The organism is Bacillus sp. CH_70, assembly GCF_038007045.1.
GTDB classification, from domain to species: Bacteria; Bacillota; Bacilli; order Bacillales; family Bacillaceae_G; genus Bacillus_A; species Bacillus_A cereus.
This window is the reverse complement of sequence record NZ_JBBOWL010000001.1, coordinates 4,048,708-4,062,060: the sequence shown is the minus strand read 5'-3', so window position 1 is coordinate 4,062,060 and position 13,353 is coordinate 4,048,708. Positions and strand designations below refer to the sequence as shown.

The following is a 13,353-nucleotide window of genomic DNA, read 5'->3' as shown; positions in this document are numbered from 1 at the left end:
TCATATGCAACAGTTGATTTTGAAGGAGTTTTTTTTACAGAAGAAGATGTTTCCTTTCTATTTTTTAATACCCATTTTATCTATTTTTAAGGATTCCGTCGAACCAATGGGGATTGCAATAGGAGTATTTATAACATGTAGTACGATTATATATATTTCTTTTTATTATGACGAGAAAAGTAAAGCAGAAAAAGTGTTAGTGAGTTTGCCTATAACGAGAAAAGAGATAATTATAGCTAAATATATTTCAAGCACATTATTTATTATGGCTGGTTTGAGTGTAACTTTTATAGTCTTAATATTAGGAAATATTTTATTGAACAGAGATATAGTTATGCCTGGGTATGCAATATTTTCAGCAATAGTAGCAACTTTGATTTATTGTGCAGTAACGATACCGACTAATTACATTGGGGGATATAAAGTTATTACTGTCTTGAATTTGATTATGCTTTTTCCTTTAATGGGTATGATTGGTCTTATGTGCAATATTTTTGGTGATAAAACAATTATGTTAAAAGTACTTCACTCTCAAGAGGCTACACAAGCAATGGGTGTTCTTGGTATCGGAGTATTAGTGAGTATATTCGTATCCATGTTCCTCTCAATGAAAATGTTTCAGGAGGCAGAGTTATAGAAGGAGCATTTTCATATTAGGAGGGGTAATACATGATCAAGCAACTAATTTTAAAAGATTTCATTATTCAATGGAAATTTTTAATTTGGTACATACTGTATCCTGTTTTCTTTTATATGGCCTTAACAGATACGGAAAATCTGTTCATAATTATGTCAGTAATTATTACAATTGGGGCAACAGTAAAAACATTTGAAGCAGATAGTAAAAATGAGAGTGAAGTTATAGTAAATAGTTTACCAATATTGAGAAAACAAATTGTGTATGCGAAATATATAGTAGCAATTATTATTCTTTTTATAAGTGTAACGATCGGTTGTTTCACGATGAGAATGAAGAGTGGGGTTAACTTATTTGAATTTATTGAAACGACAATGGTTGCTAGTAGTAGTTTTATTTTAGTGTATTTAAGTTTGGTTATACCGCTATCCTTTTGGCTAGGGTATAAGAAAACTATTTTTATTGCGATTTTTATACTAATAGCACCTATGGCTGTTTCTTCTATTTTCTTTGGAATCAACCTAGAACAAATTCAGCTATATAACAGCTTGTTATTCATTGGTTCAATATGCATGTTCATAGCATCTATCTTCGTTTCAGTAAAAATATATGAAAAAAGAGAATTTTAAAAGGTGCCTTAAAAAAGGCACCTTCTTCAATAACGACAATACGAGAGCAGTAGTTTATAGAAAGAAACGCTATTTGGTACATCTTTCGGAGTATGTAATATAAAGCTGAAAACGATGATGAGAATAAGAAATAGGAAAAATAAAAATAGGATTTGCTTATGTATAGAATTTTGCATATTATTCACTCCTTTTTTAGGTAGTATGTCCAAAAGAAAGGAGTGTATGAAAAATTTTAGGAGGGGAGAATGATGAACAAAAGAAAATGGTTATATAGAATAGGGGTACTTTTCGTTTCAATCGGTCTCATATTAGCAAATTTTTATTCAGACATACCATCACCGTTTCCTAATTTGCATAAAGGAATTGGTATAAGTATTGTCATAGTTGGTCTTCTTTGTCTTATTGCATCTAACTTTTATAGAAAATATGAATGAATACAAAAAAGGACAGTTACTCTTTTTCAGAAGTACTGTCCTTTTTAAATAACTTATTCCATAGCTTGGCGATACTCCATATAATGACGATTGCAATGGAGGCAATAATTGACCAAGCAATAGATGCAATTTCAAGTGCCATGCTAGGAAGGAAGGTAAGAATGGATACTACTTTATGAAACAACCATTCTATTATATGAAAACTTATTTGTAATAGAATGACGATACCAAGTGTGATCCATGCTAATATTTTCTTTCCTTTTTCTTTCCACATGACATTCACCTCACGTTAGCTTAATAGTTTTAAGCCAACAGCGCCGCATAGAATGCAGCTTAAGAAAGCAAGACGACGCCAATCCGCTGATTCTCGGAAAATGAGAATGCCTAGAAGTGCACTTCCAGCAGTTCCGATTCCAGTCCAAATTGCGTAAGCAGTTCCCATCGGTAATGTGTTCATCGCAAGAGATAAGAAGAAGAAGCTTACGCCGAAGTTAGCGATTAAAATAACTTTTGGTGCCCAGCCTTTCTTTTCAGTGGCTACTTTCATAAAGAGTACACCAATAATTTCACAAATACCAGCTAGAATTAAAAATACCCAAGCCATTTTATGCGGCCTCCTTCGCTTCTTTTTCTTCTGTTACTCGTTTTAAACCAATTACTCCGAAGAAGATTAAACCGATTAATAAAACTTTTACGATAGAGAAAGGTTCTCCGAAGATGAAAATCTCTGTAAGAACAATTCCACCAGCTCCAATTCCTGTAAAGACTGCGTATACAGTGCCGACAGGTAAATCTTTATAAGCTCTAAATAATAAGACGAAACTAATTGTAATTAATAGAGCAACACCAGCCCATTCAAGTGGTGCCTCTGCTTTTTTTAGTCCAATCACCCAAAAGATTTCAATAATACCAGCGATGATTACATAAATCCATGCCATATGTCATTTCTCCTTCCTACCAGTCGTTAGGTAAAGGGCTTAAAAACGACGCATTGCAAAGGAGCAATCCGTCAGTTTGAAAGTCCGCGCCAAAATACTTTCCAAGAAGCGTCTAAACGTGTCTCAAAACGATTTAAACCTGCGTATAGTAGTTCAACCATAAGACCGTCGAGTAAGCATAGAAAAGCCTCTAAGGCGTCTTTTACTTCAATGTTATGCAGCTCATCTTGTTCGCTTGCTCTTTTAAATACAGGGAATAAAAGTTTTCCGACGTTTTCAATGTGTACATTTGCTTTATTAATAATTTGTTCGCGAAATGCATCAGGCGGAAAATAAGAAGTTCGTAACCAAAACATTGATTCTTCACTTTCACCAAAGCGTTTTGCATAGCCTTTTAATAATTTTAAAAGCAATTCTTCAGTAGACGAATTGGAAAAGCTTTCGATATCGCCTGTGAAGCTCTGCAAATCTTTTTGAAGAGCAGATTCTAAGCATATGAAATATAGCTCTTCTTTTCCTTTAAAGTGTGCGTAAATCGATGGTTTTTTAATCCCAACTTCTTGAGCAATATTTGCCAATGAAGTTCCTTCATAGCCGTAGCGTGCGAAATGAGAAAGTGCTACAGCTTTAATGCGGTTTGCTGTCATTTTCATCCCCTACCTACCGTTCGTTAGGTTCATTATATGAGATGAAAAATATAATGTCAATAGGTGAAGAGCTGAAAAAGAGCGTTATAGGTAACGCTCTTTTTAGACAGTCTCTCGCTCAATTAAATGGAATGAAAGTTCTTTTGCACTGCCGACAATTTGCTCGCTTTGGATCTGCTTATGGAATAAAGAAAAAGCATGTGAGCCCATTGCGAGACCGGGATGTTCAATTGTGGAAATTTCTAATGCCTTTGAAATTTCATGATTATCAAATCCAAGGATAGCAAGGTCTTCAGGTACTCGAATACCATGTTTTTGAGCCTCTGTTAATAAACCAGCTGCAACTTGATCGTTCGCTGTAAAAATAGCAGTTGGACGATTTTTCATATTTAAAATACGATGGAGTATTTGTGCTCCGTCCTGCATTGTATAGCATTGGTGGAAAATCCATTCAGGATGCAACGTTTTCCCTTCGTTACGAAGGGTATCGGCGAACGCTTTTTCGCGCTCCATGGAATTTACACTTGTTTTTCTTGCTAAACAAATTCCGATTTTTTCATGGCCTTTACTTAGTAAATAGGCAGTACCGAGACGGAAACCTTCATAATGATCTACGTAGATGGATGAAATGAGGGGGTGCTTCATTTTTTCACATGAAATAATAGGGGCAAATTTTGCGAAAGGTTCGATTTGTTCCCAAGAGCTCGTTCGGGAGCAAATAATCATCCCATCAAATTGTTTCATTTTCATCATTTCAAGAACACGAATTTCTTCAAGGCTATCGTAATTTGTTTGGCATAAATTAATGTGATATCCAGCTAATAATGCTTCGTTACCGATTCCTTCAATAATGGTACTGAAGTAGGGGAGGTTAATGAAAGGAAGCATAACGCCAATTGTATATGTTTTCCCTCTTATTAAATGGACAGCATTTATATTTTTTGCGTAGTTTAATTCTTCAACAGCGTCTAGAACACGCTTACGCTTTTCTTCTTTTACGTAAGGGTGATTATTTAGAACACGAGAAACAGTTGATATTGATACACCAGCAGTTTTAGCAATTTGTTTTATATTGGCCATATGTATCACCTCTTTCCCTTATTATAAAGGGAAAATAATAAGAAAGAAAAAATCTTGACCTGAAAAGCTTTTCACAAACTATGGTATTAATAAGACTTCTTTTTATTCGCGTAACCTTTTCACTTGGGCGTAAGAATGATAGGGGTCTTTTTTGTTTGCAAAAAGTGTTGTCAAAATGTGTGAGAATAACGTGGAAAGTTTTCAAAGGTGGAGTTTGATGACAAAGCGAATATGAAGAGCATATCAACGCTTCGTTCGTTAAGAGAGCGGTATGAAAGGGCGGAAACAAATTGAAAAAAAGAATCATTTGTTTCGTGTTTTCTAGTTTTGTACTTAGTTCGTGTTCGTTTCAGCAAACGATGCAAGAAGAAAAACACTTTGTGGGAACAACAGGAGGAGCTATGGATCGTGTTACGGATCCTATTCCGCTAAAGGAACTTCCAAAATATTTTCCGGTGAAGTTTAAAGTTCCAACGTTTTTACCGTACGACATTACAAGTGATGTGAAGGGTGAAGTAAGAACGCTTGGGAAAAAGAACGCTGTCTTAACGATTAAATATAAACAGAAGGAGCCAGGTAGAAATGAGTATATTGAGTTAAATGTCGCGAACTTTCCTTATAGTTTTCCGGATCTTATGGAAGAGAAGCGATTTCAAGAACAAATGAAACTGAATAATGGAACGTCTGCTTATTTTAAAAATAAAGATAATTATGAACGTGGTGACGAATTTGCTACGCTTATATGGAAAGAGAAAGGAATTGAATATCAGCTGCTGTATCGGAATGTAGAAGAGAACGATGAAAAGGTAATCAAGCAGAATTTATTATACATTGCGAATAAGATGAAATGAAAAAACTAGCTGATTTATTCAGCTAGTTTTTTGTATGTTATTATTTCTTTTTAATTTTGCCTGTCCAAGATTTAAATCCACCTTGTAATTGGTAGAAATCTTTGTAGCCTTGTTTTTTTAAGTATTGCGCTGCACGACCTGTACGGAATCCGCTTTGGCAATATAAGTAAACAGGTTGATCTTGACGAAGTTCTTTATGGCGAAGGCGAATTTGTGATAACGGAATGTTACGTGCACCTAAAATATGCCCTGCGTTATATTCGTCTGCTTCACGAATATCGATAAGCTGTGCTTTACGGTAGCCAGCGCGAAATTCTTCTTCTGTAAGAGTTTTAATTAATTTTTTCTGATAGAAGTACATCCATACAGTGTAGCCGATAAATGCTACGATTACGGCTAATAAAATAATCCAAGTTGTTGACACGATTCTATCGCTCCCTTTTTTCTTATCCTACTTTCAATATTATAATGCCCATATGTATTTATGCAACAGATTCATTTGCATATAACAAGAAATTTCGTATTCTTTCACAAATTTTGTCGAATTTGGTAGACTAGAGAATGTGAAAAATAATTGGTTATATGAGGTGCAGGATGGGAAAAGAAAAATGGTGTTATATTAACTCTGGTCAATGTTCACCGGCATTTAATATGGCGTTAGATGAATGTTTGTTAAATTGGCAAAGTGAAAAGAAAATGCCACCAACAATTCGTTTTTATGAATGGGAAGTACCAACATTAACAGTTGGATATTTTCAACGTGTTGAGAAAGATATTAATATGGATGTAGTTAACGAAAAAAAATATGGATTCGTTCGTCGTCAAACAGGCGGCAGGGGTGTACTACATGACAAAGAGTTAACGTATAGTGTTATTGTGTCTGAAGATCATCCGAATATGCCGAAAACAGTTACAGAAGCATATCGTGTTATTTCGCAAGGCTTATTAGATGGTTTTAAGGCATTAGGGTTAGAAGCATATTATGCAGTTCCAAAAACAGAAGCAGATCGTGAAAATTTGAAAAATCCACGTTCAGGTGTATGTTTTGATGCACCATCTTGGTATGAAATTGTAGTGGAAGGAAGAAAAATTGCTGGTAGTGCTCAAACACGTCAAAAAGGTGTTATTTTACAGCATGGATCGATTCCATTAGAAATTGATTTAGATGAACTATATGATCTATTTTTATTCCCAAATGAACGTGTGAAGGAACGTATGAAGAGTATGTTCTCTTCTAAAGCAGTAGCAATTAATGAATTAACAGACCGTACATTTACGATAGAACAGTTAATTAAAGCGTTTGAAGTTGGCTTTGAAAAAGGATTGGATGTAGAACTTGTTCCATATGAATTAACAGAAGAACAGTTACATGAAGTTCAAACGTTAGCGAAAGAAAAGTATGAAAGTAATGAGTGGAATTATAAAAAATAAGAGATGGCAATTGCCACCTCTTATTTTTTTATAGTAAATTAAGTACTTTTTCTACTTTGATTCCTTTATCTTGTAAAGAACGAAGGCGACTTACAACGTCCATAATTTCTTTGTCAAATGTAACGCTAATACCTTGGCTTTGTAGTTCTTCTTTTAAGCTTTCAATAGAATCATCTATGTCGATGCCAAGCTCGTAATCTTGACAAACTTCAATTGTCTTTTTCACGAGTTTCACATAATTTTCTTGTAGTTTTGTATTTGTTTCAGTCAAAGCAGATTGCTTCGGTTTTGCAGGCGCAACCGGTGCAGACTCTTGCTTTGTAACTGGAGTTGGTACTGCTTTTTTCACAGGTGCTGGAGTAGATAATTCCATAGCAGCTTCTACACTTACTGGCTTCGGTGTTGGTACCGGAGTAGGTTTAGGTGCTGCAGGTGTTTCTACTCGCGTAACAGGTTTTGGAGCAGGTGTAACTGCTTTTGGCGCTTCTACAACTACTTCTTTTTTCGGAGTAGCTTCTACAACAGTTTCTTCTTGCTCAGCAGCTTCTTTATTCTCTTTGCTCCACATAACGCGTTCAATTTCTAGAGAAACATTGTTTTTGTTCATCGCTGTTAATGTAACTTTACCAACTTCAGCGTTCCCAGTGAAATCAACAATTTTATAAATAACACTCTTGTTCCAATCCACGTTTCCGCTCAAAAATAATTCTTCGTTACATTTCGGCGTTAAGCCCTCGATTTTAATTTCTGCGTTTACACCGTTTTCACTATATACCATAATTAGCGAAGCATTTACATCTTCGTCTGCTAACATTAGTTCACGTACCATTTTGCCGGTGCGTACTTGCGTTTTCTTCTTAACTGACATCTAATTTCTCCTCTCAAAAATTCAGTAATAATAAAAAAATCGTATAACGAAAAATAATTGCTCACGAAGATTTATGATACCGATAATAAAAGCATCACGTCAACAATTAACTTTAATTATTTTGCATTTTTCTTATTTTCTTTATGAAATTTTTCAATTTGTAAAATTAGACAGAAGAAAAAACAGCCTTTTGAAGGGCTGTTAAAAATTTGATTTTTTATATAGTAATTTATATAAAATAAAAAATAAGATAGCGATTAAGGCATTTTGCCAAAAGGTTAGATGATAAATGAGATAAGGTTGTTTTTTAAAATAAATATTTAAGAATATAGCGGAACAAAACGGGATAGCAAATGCGAATCCAAATAGAATTCTTCTTTTCCAATTCACTTTCTGATCAAAGGAGTATCGCTTTAATAAATATAAAATAAATAGTATACCTAGTATAATTATTGAAACAGACGAAGTAGTTCCAAGGATACTAAAAGGTGGACTTATTATTTCGGTGTTCTTTTCAAAAAAGAAAATGAAAAGAGAAGCAATGGTGTCCATTCCAAACTGTATAGCGAGAAGTAAGCTAATAACAAAGCCGATTAAAGAAGTTTTTTCTAACATTGTTTGAACCGGCAAAGCCGATATGAGTTCATCACAATAAGATTGTAAGTCATCACCAAAAATGTCATAAGCATTTTTATTTTCTGTTTGTGCTTCGATGAGATGGTCTAATATTTCTAGTAATAGTTCTTCTACTTGTTGCTCTGGCACGTTAGATAAACGAAGATAAACTAACATATCGCTATAAGCAACTTCATTTTCAGGTGTTAGAAGCTCACGTTTTTTATTATTCAATTCAATCATGTCTTGTGCATTCATCCCTATCACTCCCCCTGTAATAAGTTATTTACCGTAGTTGAAACCATTCCCCAGCTTTGTTTAAATTCTTCAAGCTGCTCTAATCCTTTATCGGTTACGTGATAATATTTTCGTTTTGGACCGAGTGAGGAGGCTTTTAATGTTCCTTCAATCAATTTTTCTTTTTGCATACGTAACAATAACGGATATATGCTTCCTTCGCTTACGAATGTAAATCCGTGTTTATTTAATTTTGTGCTCAGTTCATATCCGTACACTTCTTCTTGTGAAATGATGTATAGGATGCAACCTTCTAGTACACCTTTTAACATTTGGCTGTGCATGATTTCACCACCTTTTACTCAGGTAACTTGCGTTGCAAGGTAGCTGTTATCCAAATTATAACATTCAGTAACTTGCAACGCAAGTTACTGAAGTGGAAAACTTTAATGCGTGTTAATTTTTTAACGTTTCCCATACTAACGAGAGGGAGGGAAGCACATGAAACCATTTATGCCAAAACTCGTTTACTTTGAACCAAAGGCACTTGAATATCCGCTTGGAAAAGAGCTTTATGAGAAGTTTACGAAGATGGGATTAGAAATTCGTGAAACGACATCACATAATCAAATTAGAAATTTGCCAGGAGAAAATGATTTGCAAAAGTATCGTAATGCAAAGGCTACACTTGTCGTTGGAGTAAGGAAGACGCTAAAGTTTGATACGTCAAAACCGTCAGCTGAATATGCAATTCCGCTCGCAACAGGGTGTATGGGACATTGTCATTATTGCTATTTGCAAACAACACTTGGGAGTAAGCCTTACGTTCGTGTGTATGTGAATCTTGATGAAATATTTGAGAAGGCAAAGCAATATATGGATGAAAGGGCACCTGAAATAACAAGATTTGAAGCAGCGTGTACATCAGACATTGTTGGGATTGATCATTTAACACATGCATTAAAGCGGGCGATTGAATTCATTGGAGAAAGTGAATATGGGCGCTTACGTTTCGTCACGAAATATTCGCACGTTGATCATTTATTAGATGCAAAGCATAATGGGAAAACTCGTTTCAGGTTTAGTATAAATTCACGATATGTAATTAAAAATTTTGAACCAGGGACATCGCCATTTGAGGAGCGAATTGAGGCGGCACGTAAAGTAGCAGGTGCAGGTTATCCACTTGGTTTTATAGTCGCGCCACTTTATATGCATGAAGGATGGGAAGAAGGATATCGTGAACTATTTGAGCGACTGTACAATGCGCTGAAAGATATGACGATACCAAATTTAACGTTTGAATTAATTCAGCATCGTTTTACGAAACCAGCGAAAAAGGTTATTCAAGAGCGTTATCCAAATACGAAGCTTGAAATGGATGAAGAGAAGCGAAAGTATAAATGGGGACGATATGGAATTGGGAAATATGTATATAAAAAAGATGATGCAGAAGTATTGGAGGAAACGATTCGAGGATATATTCATCACTTTTTTCCTGACGCAGAAATTCAATATTTTACATGAAAGGAACTTGTATGTGAATACAGGTTCTTTTCACTTTTGCAGATTTAGGCTCGTTTCCACCTTGTCACGTTATTCTTTCTGGTGTATCATTTTATTGATTGCTTCGTACGGAATAAGCAAAATGAAATTGGATGGAGGAAACCGATGCCTACCCCTAGTATGGAAGATTATATTGAACAAATTTATTTGTTGATTGATGAAAAGGGTTATGCCCGTGTATCTGATATTGCTGAAGCGCTTAGTGTACATCCATCCTCTGTAACAAAAATGGTACAAAAATTAGACAAAGACGAATATCTAATTTATGAAAAATATAGAGGGCTTGTATTAACATCAAAAGGTAAAAAAATCGGGGAACGTCTCGTATATCGACATGAATTGTTAGAACAGTTTATGCGCATTATCGGTGTGGATGAAAGCAAAATTTATAATGATGTAGAAGGAATTGAACATCATTTAAGTTGGGAATCAATTGACCGTATCGGTGATTTAGTACAATACTTTGAACAAGATGAGGTTCGAGTGGAAACACTTCGTGGTGTTCAAAAAGCAAATGAAGAGAAAAGTAATTAAGGGGAACGGATGGCGTTTCCTTTTTTATTTCAATTCGAAAAGGATGGGAGAATTATGAAAGCAATTATTTTTGATTTTGATGGATTAATTGTGGACACAGAAACGATATGGTTTCACTCTTTCAGAGATGCTGTTCGTGAATACGGCGGGGAACTACCTTTAGAGGAATTTGCGAAATGCATTGGAACAACAGATGAGGTACTTTATGCATATTTAAATGATCAATTAAAAGAGAAGTTTAACAAAAGTGTATTAAAAGAAAAAGTGGCAACTTTACATAAAGAGAAAATGAAAATACCAGAAGCTCGTGACGGGGTAAAAGAATATTTAGAAGAAGCGAAAGAAATGGGATTAAAAATCGCACTAGCTTCTAGTTCGTCTAGAGAATGGGTTATTCATTTTTTAGAAGAGCTACAGATTCGAGAATATTTTGAAGTAATTAAAACGAGAGAAGATGTTGAGAAGGTAAAACCAGATCCAGCTCTTTATCGAGTTGCAATAGAAGAATTAGGAATTAAGCCATCTGAAGCTGTTGTATTTGAAGATTCATTAAATGGATTGAGAGCAGCAGTTGCAGCGGGATTAACGTGCGTTGTTGTACCTAATGATGTGACACGGAATTTACCATTTAAAAATCATCATCTTCGAATTGAAAGTATGAGAGAGAAAAGTTTAAAAGAAGTGCTTCAAAGTATAAAAAAAGACCGTATTTCCTAAAAGGAAGCACGGTCTTTCTTTTTACTTTTTTTTCCTTCAATGACAGTTAAATGAGACTGTTTTCTTTTTCGTTTCAAAGTGGAAGAATTCCCTTTTTTACTTTTGTCATTAGAAGTATTTGACTTAAAGAAAGAATTGCCTAGGGGTGCTACATTTTGTTTCCCATGTTTGCGGTTCGATTGTTTTGCCGCACGCTTATATGAGCTTTGCGAATTTGCGGAACCACTGGAATTTGTAAACATCTTGTATAGCAAGTAAAAGATACCGACAACAAGTAACATGTACCCGATATTTCTTAATACACCCATGGGGTTTGTAATAACAGATGAAACAAGGCCGAATATTGCCAATCCAATAATAAGCACAAATATAGCGAAAGTAAACGAACGACCGTTCATAAGGGACACCTCCTAAAAACGTATATTAAAATTAGTATATTAACGATGAGGAAAGGAGTTGAACACCATTTTTAAATAATTATTGTTTGTTCTCTAAACGTAATAATTCTTCAAACGATGCAATTGCTACTTCCACTTGGTCATCTGTTGGTTCTTTCGTTGTTAATAGTTGTAGCCATAACCCGGGATATCCAAGTACGCGTAATACGGGAATATCTCTTAATCGATTTGTAAATTGCAATACTTCAAAAGAAATACCAAGTACAACTGGAATTAATAAAATTCGGTTTATAACTCGTGCCCAAAGAGGATCTGTAGGGACTAGGAAATAAACGAACATTCCAATAATGACTGTAAATATAATAAAGCTACTGCCGCATCTATAATGGAGGCGAGTTTGCTTTTGAACGTTTTCTACAGTCAGAGGAAGGTTATTCTCATAAGCATTGATTACCTTATGCTCTGCACCGTGATACTGAAATACCCGCTTAATAAGTGGGGTTAAAGAAATAAAGTATATATAGCTCAATAATAGCATGAGCTTAATGACACTTTCGACAATGATTTGCCCAGTATGAGATGGGAAAATCGGTCTCGTTAATTCAGCTAATAGTGCAGGAACTGCTGTGAAGATGACTTTACCGAATATGAAAGATAAAACGCCAACAGCTGCAACTCCTAATACCATCGTTAATTTTGATTGTTCTTCTTTTTTATTTGCAATTTGTTCATCATCTTCTGGATGGACGTCAAATCGTTCTGAAGCGAAGTTTAAATGCTTTGCTCCATTCGCACTTGCATCCACAATAGCGGCAATACCTCGTAAAAATGGAATTTTTTTTAGGATAGATAATACTTTATTACGAACGCGTGGTAATCGATAAAATTCAATCGATTTATCTTTACGACGAACCGCTGTAACAGTATATTCTCTACCGCCAAACATAACTCCTTCTATGACCGCTTGCCCGCCATATATTTGTTTTGACTCTTCTGCCATGTTAACACCAACCTGTATTTGTTTCTCTCTTATGTAGAAAAAGAGGCAATTGTCATACTGGGTTCTGTCGTTTTGAAATAAGACAATCACCGAGTTTCCTTTATTTTATCGGCAAATACAAGTAGATGACAAGGGAAAATGTTATGAGAGTCGGACATTTCTTATTTTTTTTATAGACAAATTTCGCAGGATTTAAACATGCTTCAAAATAGTTTCGGGCATACTATTGAGCGGAGGTGTCGATGTGAGTCAAGAACAATTAGGAACAAGGAATTTTGTACAAATCGGTTTGTTTGGTGGAATCTTTTGGGGCGGGATATGGTATTTCCTTCATATATTTTCATTCACGGAGGCGGGACCGAATTATTTCCTTTTACCATTTGCGTTTGGAAGTTGGAAGGAAGGTGTATGGGGGAATGTGTCAGGAATAGTTTGTATGGGACTTCTTTCAATTTTGATTGCCTTTTTGTATAAAGCATTTTTTGCGAAGTTTGAAGGGATTATTCCGGGAATTATTTATGGGCTATTTTGGTGGGCATTGCTGTTTTTTGGGATGGGTTTAATGGCCCCTGTTATTAAAAGTGCGCTCCATTTACCAAAAGAGACAATTGTGACGACAATATGTATTTTTATATTGTATGGTGTGTTTATAGCATATTCTGTTTCTTACGCAGTAAATAGCAATAAAGTAGAACAAGAAGGGCAAGAGAAGACGAACTATTCAAATAAGTAACTCCTATGTTAAAATATTGTATAGATATTTAATATTAA

General features: G+C 35.0%; 20 protein-coding genes. 9 read left to right on the top strand and 11 right to left on the bottom strand.

The features are described 5' to 3' along the window. Window positions 1-4 precede the first annotated feature (4 nt). The 3 genes from N2V79_RS20695 to N2V79_RS20685 all read left to right on the top strand — a co-directional run bounded on the left by N2V79_RS20695 (window position 5) and on the right by N2V79_RS20685 (window position 1,700). Window positions 5-637, top strand: coding sequence for an ABC-2 transporter permease (locus N2V79_RS20695; protein ID WP_340720193.1), 633 nt, complete (start codon window positions 5-7; stop codon window positions 635-637). A gap of 32 nt (window positions 638-669) precedes the next feature. Continuing rightward, entirely contained in the window at window positions 670-1,266 is a 597-nt protein-coding gene (locus N2V79_RS20690) for an ABC-2 transporter permease (protein WP_340720192.1), read from the top strand. A gap of 245 nt (window positions 1,267-1,511) precedes the next feature. Continuing rightward, the gene (locus N2V79_RS20685) at window positions 1,512-1,700 is read left to right on the top strand and encodes a hypothetical protein (protein WP_088022411.1); all 189 of its coding nucleotides are present in this window, start codon (window positions 1,512-1,514) and stop codon (window positions 1,698-1,700) included. A 16-nt stretch (window positions 1,701-1,716) separates the two neighbouring features. Here the strand turns inward: N2V79_RS20685 and N2V79_RS20680 are convergent, their stop codons facing one another. From N2V79_RS20680 to N2V79_RS20660, 5 genes are all read right to left on the bottom strand, one after another. Further along, the gene (locus N2V79_RS20680) at window positions 1,717-1,974 is read right to left on the bottom strand and encodes a DUF3975 family protein (RefSeq protein WP_000265371.1); all 258 of its coding nucleotides are present in this window, start codon (window positions 1,972-1,974) and stop codon (window positions 1,717-1,719) included. 15 nt (window positions 1,975-1,989) lie between these two features. Next, entirely contained in the window at window positions 1,990-2,304 is a 315-nt protein-coding gene (locus N2V79_RS20675) for a DMT family transporter (RefSeq protein WP_000312623.1), read from the bottom strand. 1 nt (window position 2,305) lies between these two features. Further along, window positions 2,306-2,638: a DMT family transporter gene (locus tag N2V79_RS20670; RefSeq protein WP_000312339.1), complete on the bottom strand. Its 333-nt coding sequence runs from the start codon at window positions 2,636-2,638 to the stop codon at window positions 2,306-2,308. Between the two features lie 71 nt (window positions 2,639-2,709). Next, a complete protein-coding gene (locus N2V79_RS20665; protein WP_002005730.1) occupies window positions 2,710-3,291 on the bottom strand; it encodes a TetR/AcrR family transcriptional regulator in 582 nt (193 codons plus the stop codon). A 96-nt stretch (window positions 3,292-3,387) separates the two neighbouring features. Next, window positions 3,388-4,365 (bottom strand): LacI family DNA-binding transcriptional regulator, encoded by a 978-nt coding sequence (locus N2V79_RS20660; RefSeq protein ID WP_340720191.1) that lies wholly within the window; start codon window positions 4,363-4,365, stop codon window positions 3,388-3,390. Window positions 4,366-4,679: 314 nt separating this feature from the next. On the opposite strand from N2V79_RS20660, the gene N2V79_RS20655 reads away from it, so the two are divergent. After that, window positions 4,680-5,216, top strand: coding sequence for a DNA polymerase III subunit delta (locus tag N2V79_RS20655; protein ID WP_340720347.1), 537 nt, complete (start codon window positions 4,680-4,682; stop codon window positions 5,214-5,216). A 40-nt stretch (window positions 5,217-5,256) separates the two neighbouring features. Here N2V79_RS20655 and N2V79_RS20650 read toward each other — a convergent pair whose 3' ends face one another. Further along, window positions 5,257-5,640 carry a rhodanese-like domain-containing protein gene (locus N2V79_RS20650; protein WP_000108653.1) on the bottom strand — a complete coding sequence of 128 codons (384 nt, stop codon included), beginning with the start codon at window positions 5,638-5,640 and terminating at the stop codon, window positions 5,257-5,259. Window positions 5,641-5,810: 170 nt separating this feature from the next. Between N2V79_RS20650 and N2V79_RS20645 the strand changes: the two genes are divergently transcribed. Next, on the top strand, window positions 5,811-6,647 hold the full coding sequence (locus tag N2V79_RS20645; protein WP_000514081.1) for a lipoate--protein ligase family protein: 837 nt from the start codon (window positions 5,811-5,813) through the stop codon (window positions 6,645-6,647). Between the two features lie 28 nt (window positions 6,648-6,675). Here the strand turns inward: N2V79_RS20645 and N2V79_RS20640 are convergent, their stop codons facing one another. The 3 genes from N2V79_RS20640 to N2V79_RS20630 all read right to left on the bottom strand — a co-directional run bounded on the left by N2V79_RS20640 (window position 6,676) and on the right by N2V79_RS20630 (window position 8,711). Then, window positions 6,676-7,515 (bottom strand): hypothetical protein, encoded by an 840-nt coding sequence (locus tag N2V79_RS20640; RefSeq protein WP_053563664.1) that lies wholly within the window; start codon window positions 7,513-7,515, stop codon window positions 6,676-6,678. 201 nt (window positions 7,516-7,716) lie between these two features. Continuing rightward, a complete protein-coding gene (locus N2V79_RS20635; protein ID WP_069356190.1) occupies window positions 7,717-8,388 on the bottom strand; it encodes a DUF1129 family protein in 672 nt (223 codons plus the stop codon). Between the two features lie 5 nt (window positions 8,389-8,393). Further along, window positions 8,394-8,711, bottom strand: a complete 318-nt coding sequence (locus N2V79_RS20630) for a PadR family transcriptional regulator (RefSeq protein ID WP_000556083.1) — start codon at window positions 8,709-8,711, stop codon at window positions 8,394-8,396. Window positions 8,712-8,868: 157 nt separating this feature from the next. On the opposite strand from N2V79_RS20630, the gene splB reads away from it, so the two are divergent. The 3 genes from splB to N2V79_RS20615 all read left to right on the top strand — a co-directional run bounded on the left by splB (window position 8,869) and on the right by N2V79_RS20615 (window position 11,184). Beyond that, window positions 8,869-9,894 (top strand): spore photoproduct lyase, encoded by a 1,026-nt coding sequence (gene splB / locus N2V79_RS20625; protein ID WP_065485176.1) that lies wholly within the window; start codon window positions 8,869-8,871, stop codon window positions 9,892-9,894. Window positions 9,895-10,038: 144 nt separating this feature from the next. Further along, window positions 10,039-10,467 carry a transcriptional regulator MntR gene (mntR, locus tag N2V79_RS20620; RefSeq protein WP_001143080.1) on the top strand — a complete coding sequence of 143 codons (429 nt, stop codon included), beginning with the start codon at window positions 10,039-10,041 and terminating at the stop codon, window positions 10,465-10,467. 54 nt (window positions 10,468-10,521) lie between these two features. Then, entirely contained in the window at window positions 10,522-11,184 is a 663-nt protein-coding gene (locus N2V79_RS20615) for an HAD family hydrolase (RefSeq protein WP_053565474.1), read from the top strand. Here the strand turns inward: N2V79_RS20615 and N2V79_RS20610 are convergent. Then, window positions 11,181-11,582 carry an SA1362 family protein gene (locus N2V79_RS20610; protein ID WP_001014463.1) on the bottom strand — a complete coding sequence of 134 codons (402 nt, stop codon included), beginning with the start codon at window positions 11,580-11,582 and terminating at the stop codon, window positions 11,181-11,183. The two genes, N2V79_RS20615 and N2V79_RS20610, sit on opposite strands and share 4 nt — an antisense overlap. A 79-nt stretch (window positions 11,583-11,661) precedes the next feature. Then, window positions 11,662-12,582, bottom strand: coding sequence for a DUF1385 domain-containing protein (locus N2V79_RS20605; protein WP_000807120.1), 921 nt, complete (start codon window positions 12,580-12,582; stop codon window positions 11,662-11,664). A gap of 244 nt (window positions 12,583-12,826) precedes the next feature. Between N2V79_RS20605 and N2V79_RS20600 the strand changes: the two genes are divergently transcribed. Further along, the gene (locus N2V79_RS20600) at window positions 12,827-13,315 is read left to right on the top strand and encodes a YqhR family membrane protein (RefSeq protein ID WP_048563838.1); all 489 of its coding nucleotides are present in this window, start codon (window positions 12,827-12,829) and stop codon (window positions 13,313-13,315) included. Window positions 13,316-13,353: the final 38 nt, after the last annotated feature.

Excerpts from the sequence above, each read along its gene's own strand:
- N2V79_RS20665 (WP_002005730.1), bottom strand. The coding sequence starts at position 3,291 with ATGAAAATGACAGCAAACCGCATTAAAGCTGTAGCACTTTCTCATTTC.
- N2V79_RS20615 (WP_053565474.1), top strand. The coding sequence starts at position 10,522 with ATGAAAGCAATTATTTTTGATTTTGATGGATTAATTGTGGACACAGAA.
- N2V79_RS20690 (WP_340720192.1), top strand. The coding sequence starts at position 670 with ATGATCAAGCAACTAATTTTAAAAGATTTCATTATTCAATGGAAATTT.
- N2V79_RS20635 (WP_069356190.1), bottom strand. The coding sequence starts at position 8,388 with ATGAATGCACAAGACATGATTGAATTGAATAATAAAAAACGTGAGCTT.
- N2V79_RS20695 (WP_340720193.1), top strand. The coding sequence starts at position 5 with ATGCAACAGTTGATTTTGAAGGAGTTTTTTTTACAGAAGAAGATGTTT.
- N2V79_RS20685 (WP_088022411.1), top strand. The coding sequence starts at position 1,512 with ATGATGAACAAAAGAAAATGGTTATATAGAATAGGGGTACTTTTCGTT.
- splB (WP_065485176.1), top strand. The coding sequence starts at position 8,869 with ATGAAACCATTTATGCCAAAACTCGTTTACTTTGAACCAAAGGCACTT.
- N2V79_RS20645 (WP_000514081.1), top strand. The coding sequence starts at position 5,811 with ATGGGAAAAGAAAAATGGTGTTATATTAACTCTGGTCAATGTTCACCG.
- N2V79_RS20675 (WP_000312623.1), bottom strand. The coding sequence starts at position 2,304 with ATGGCTTGGGTATTTTTAATTCTAGCTGGTATTTGTGAAATTATTGGT.
- N2V79_RS20680 (WP_000265371.1), bottom strand. The coding sequence starts at position 1,974 with ATGTGGAAAGAAAAAGGAAAGAAAATATTAGCATGGATCACACTTGGT.
- N2V79_RS20670 (WP_000312339.1), bottom strand. The coding sequence starts at position 2,638 with ATGGCATGGATTTATGTAATCATCGCTGGTATTATTGAAATCTTTTGG.
- N2V79_RS20660 (WP_340720191.1), bottom strand. The coding sequence starts at position 4,365 with ATGGCCAATATAAAACAAATTGCTAAAACTGCTGGTGTATCAATATCA.
- N2V79_RS20610 (WP_001014463.1), bottom strand. The coding sequence starts at position 11,582 with ATGAACGGTCGTTCGTTTACTTTCGCTATATTTGTGCTTATTATTGGA.
- mntR (WP_001143080.1), top strand. The coding sequence starts at position 10,039 with ATGCCTACCCCTAGTATGGAAGATTATATTGAACAAATTTATTTGTTG.
- N2V79_RS20640 (WP_053563664.1), bottom strand. The coding sequence starts at position 7,515 with ATGTCAGTTAAGAAGAAAACGCAAGTACGCACCGGCAAAATGGTACGT.
- N2V79_RS20630 (WP_000556083.1), bottom strand. The coding sequence starts at position 8,711 with ATGCACAGCCAAATGTTAAAAGGTGTACTAGAAGGTTGCATCCTATAC.
- N2V79_RS20605 (WP_000807120.1), bottom strand. The coding sequence starts at position 12,582 with ATGGCAGAAGAGTCAAAACAAATATATGGCGGGCAAGCGGTCATAGAA.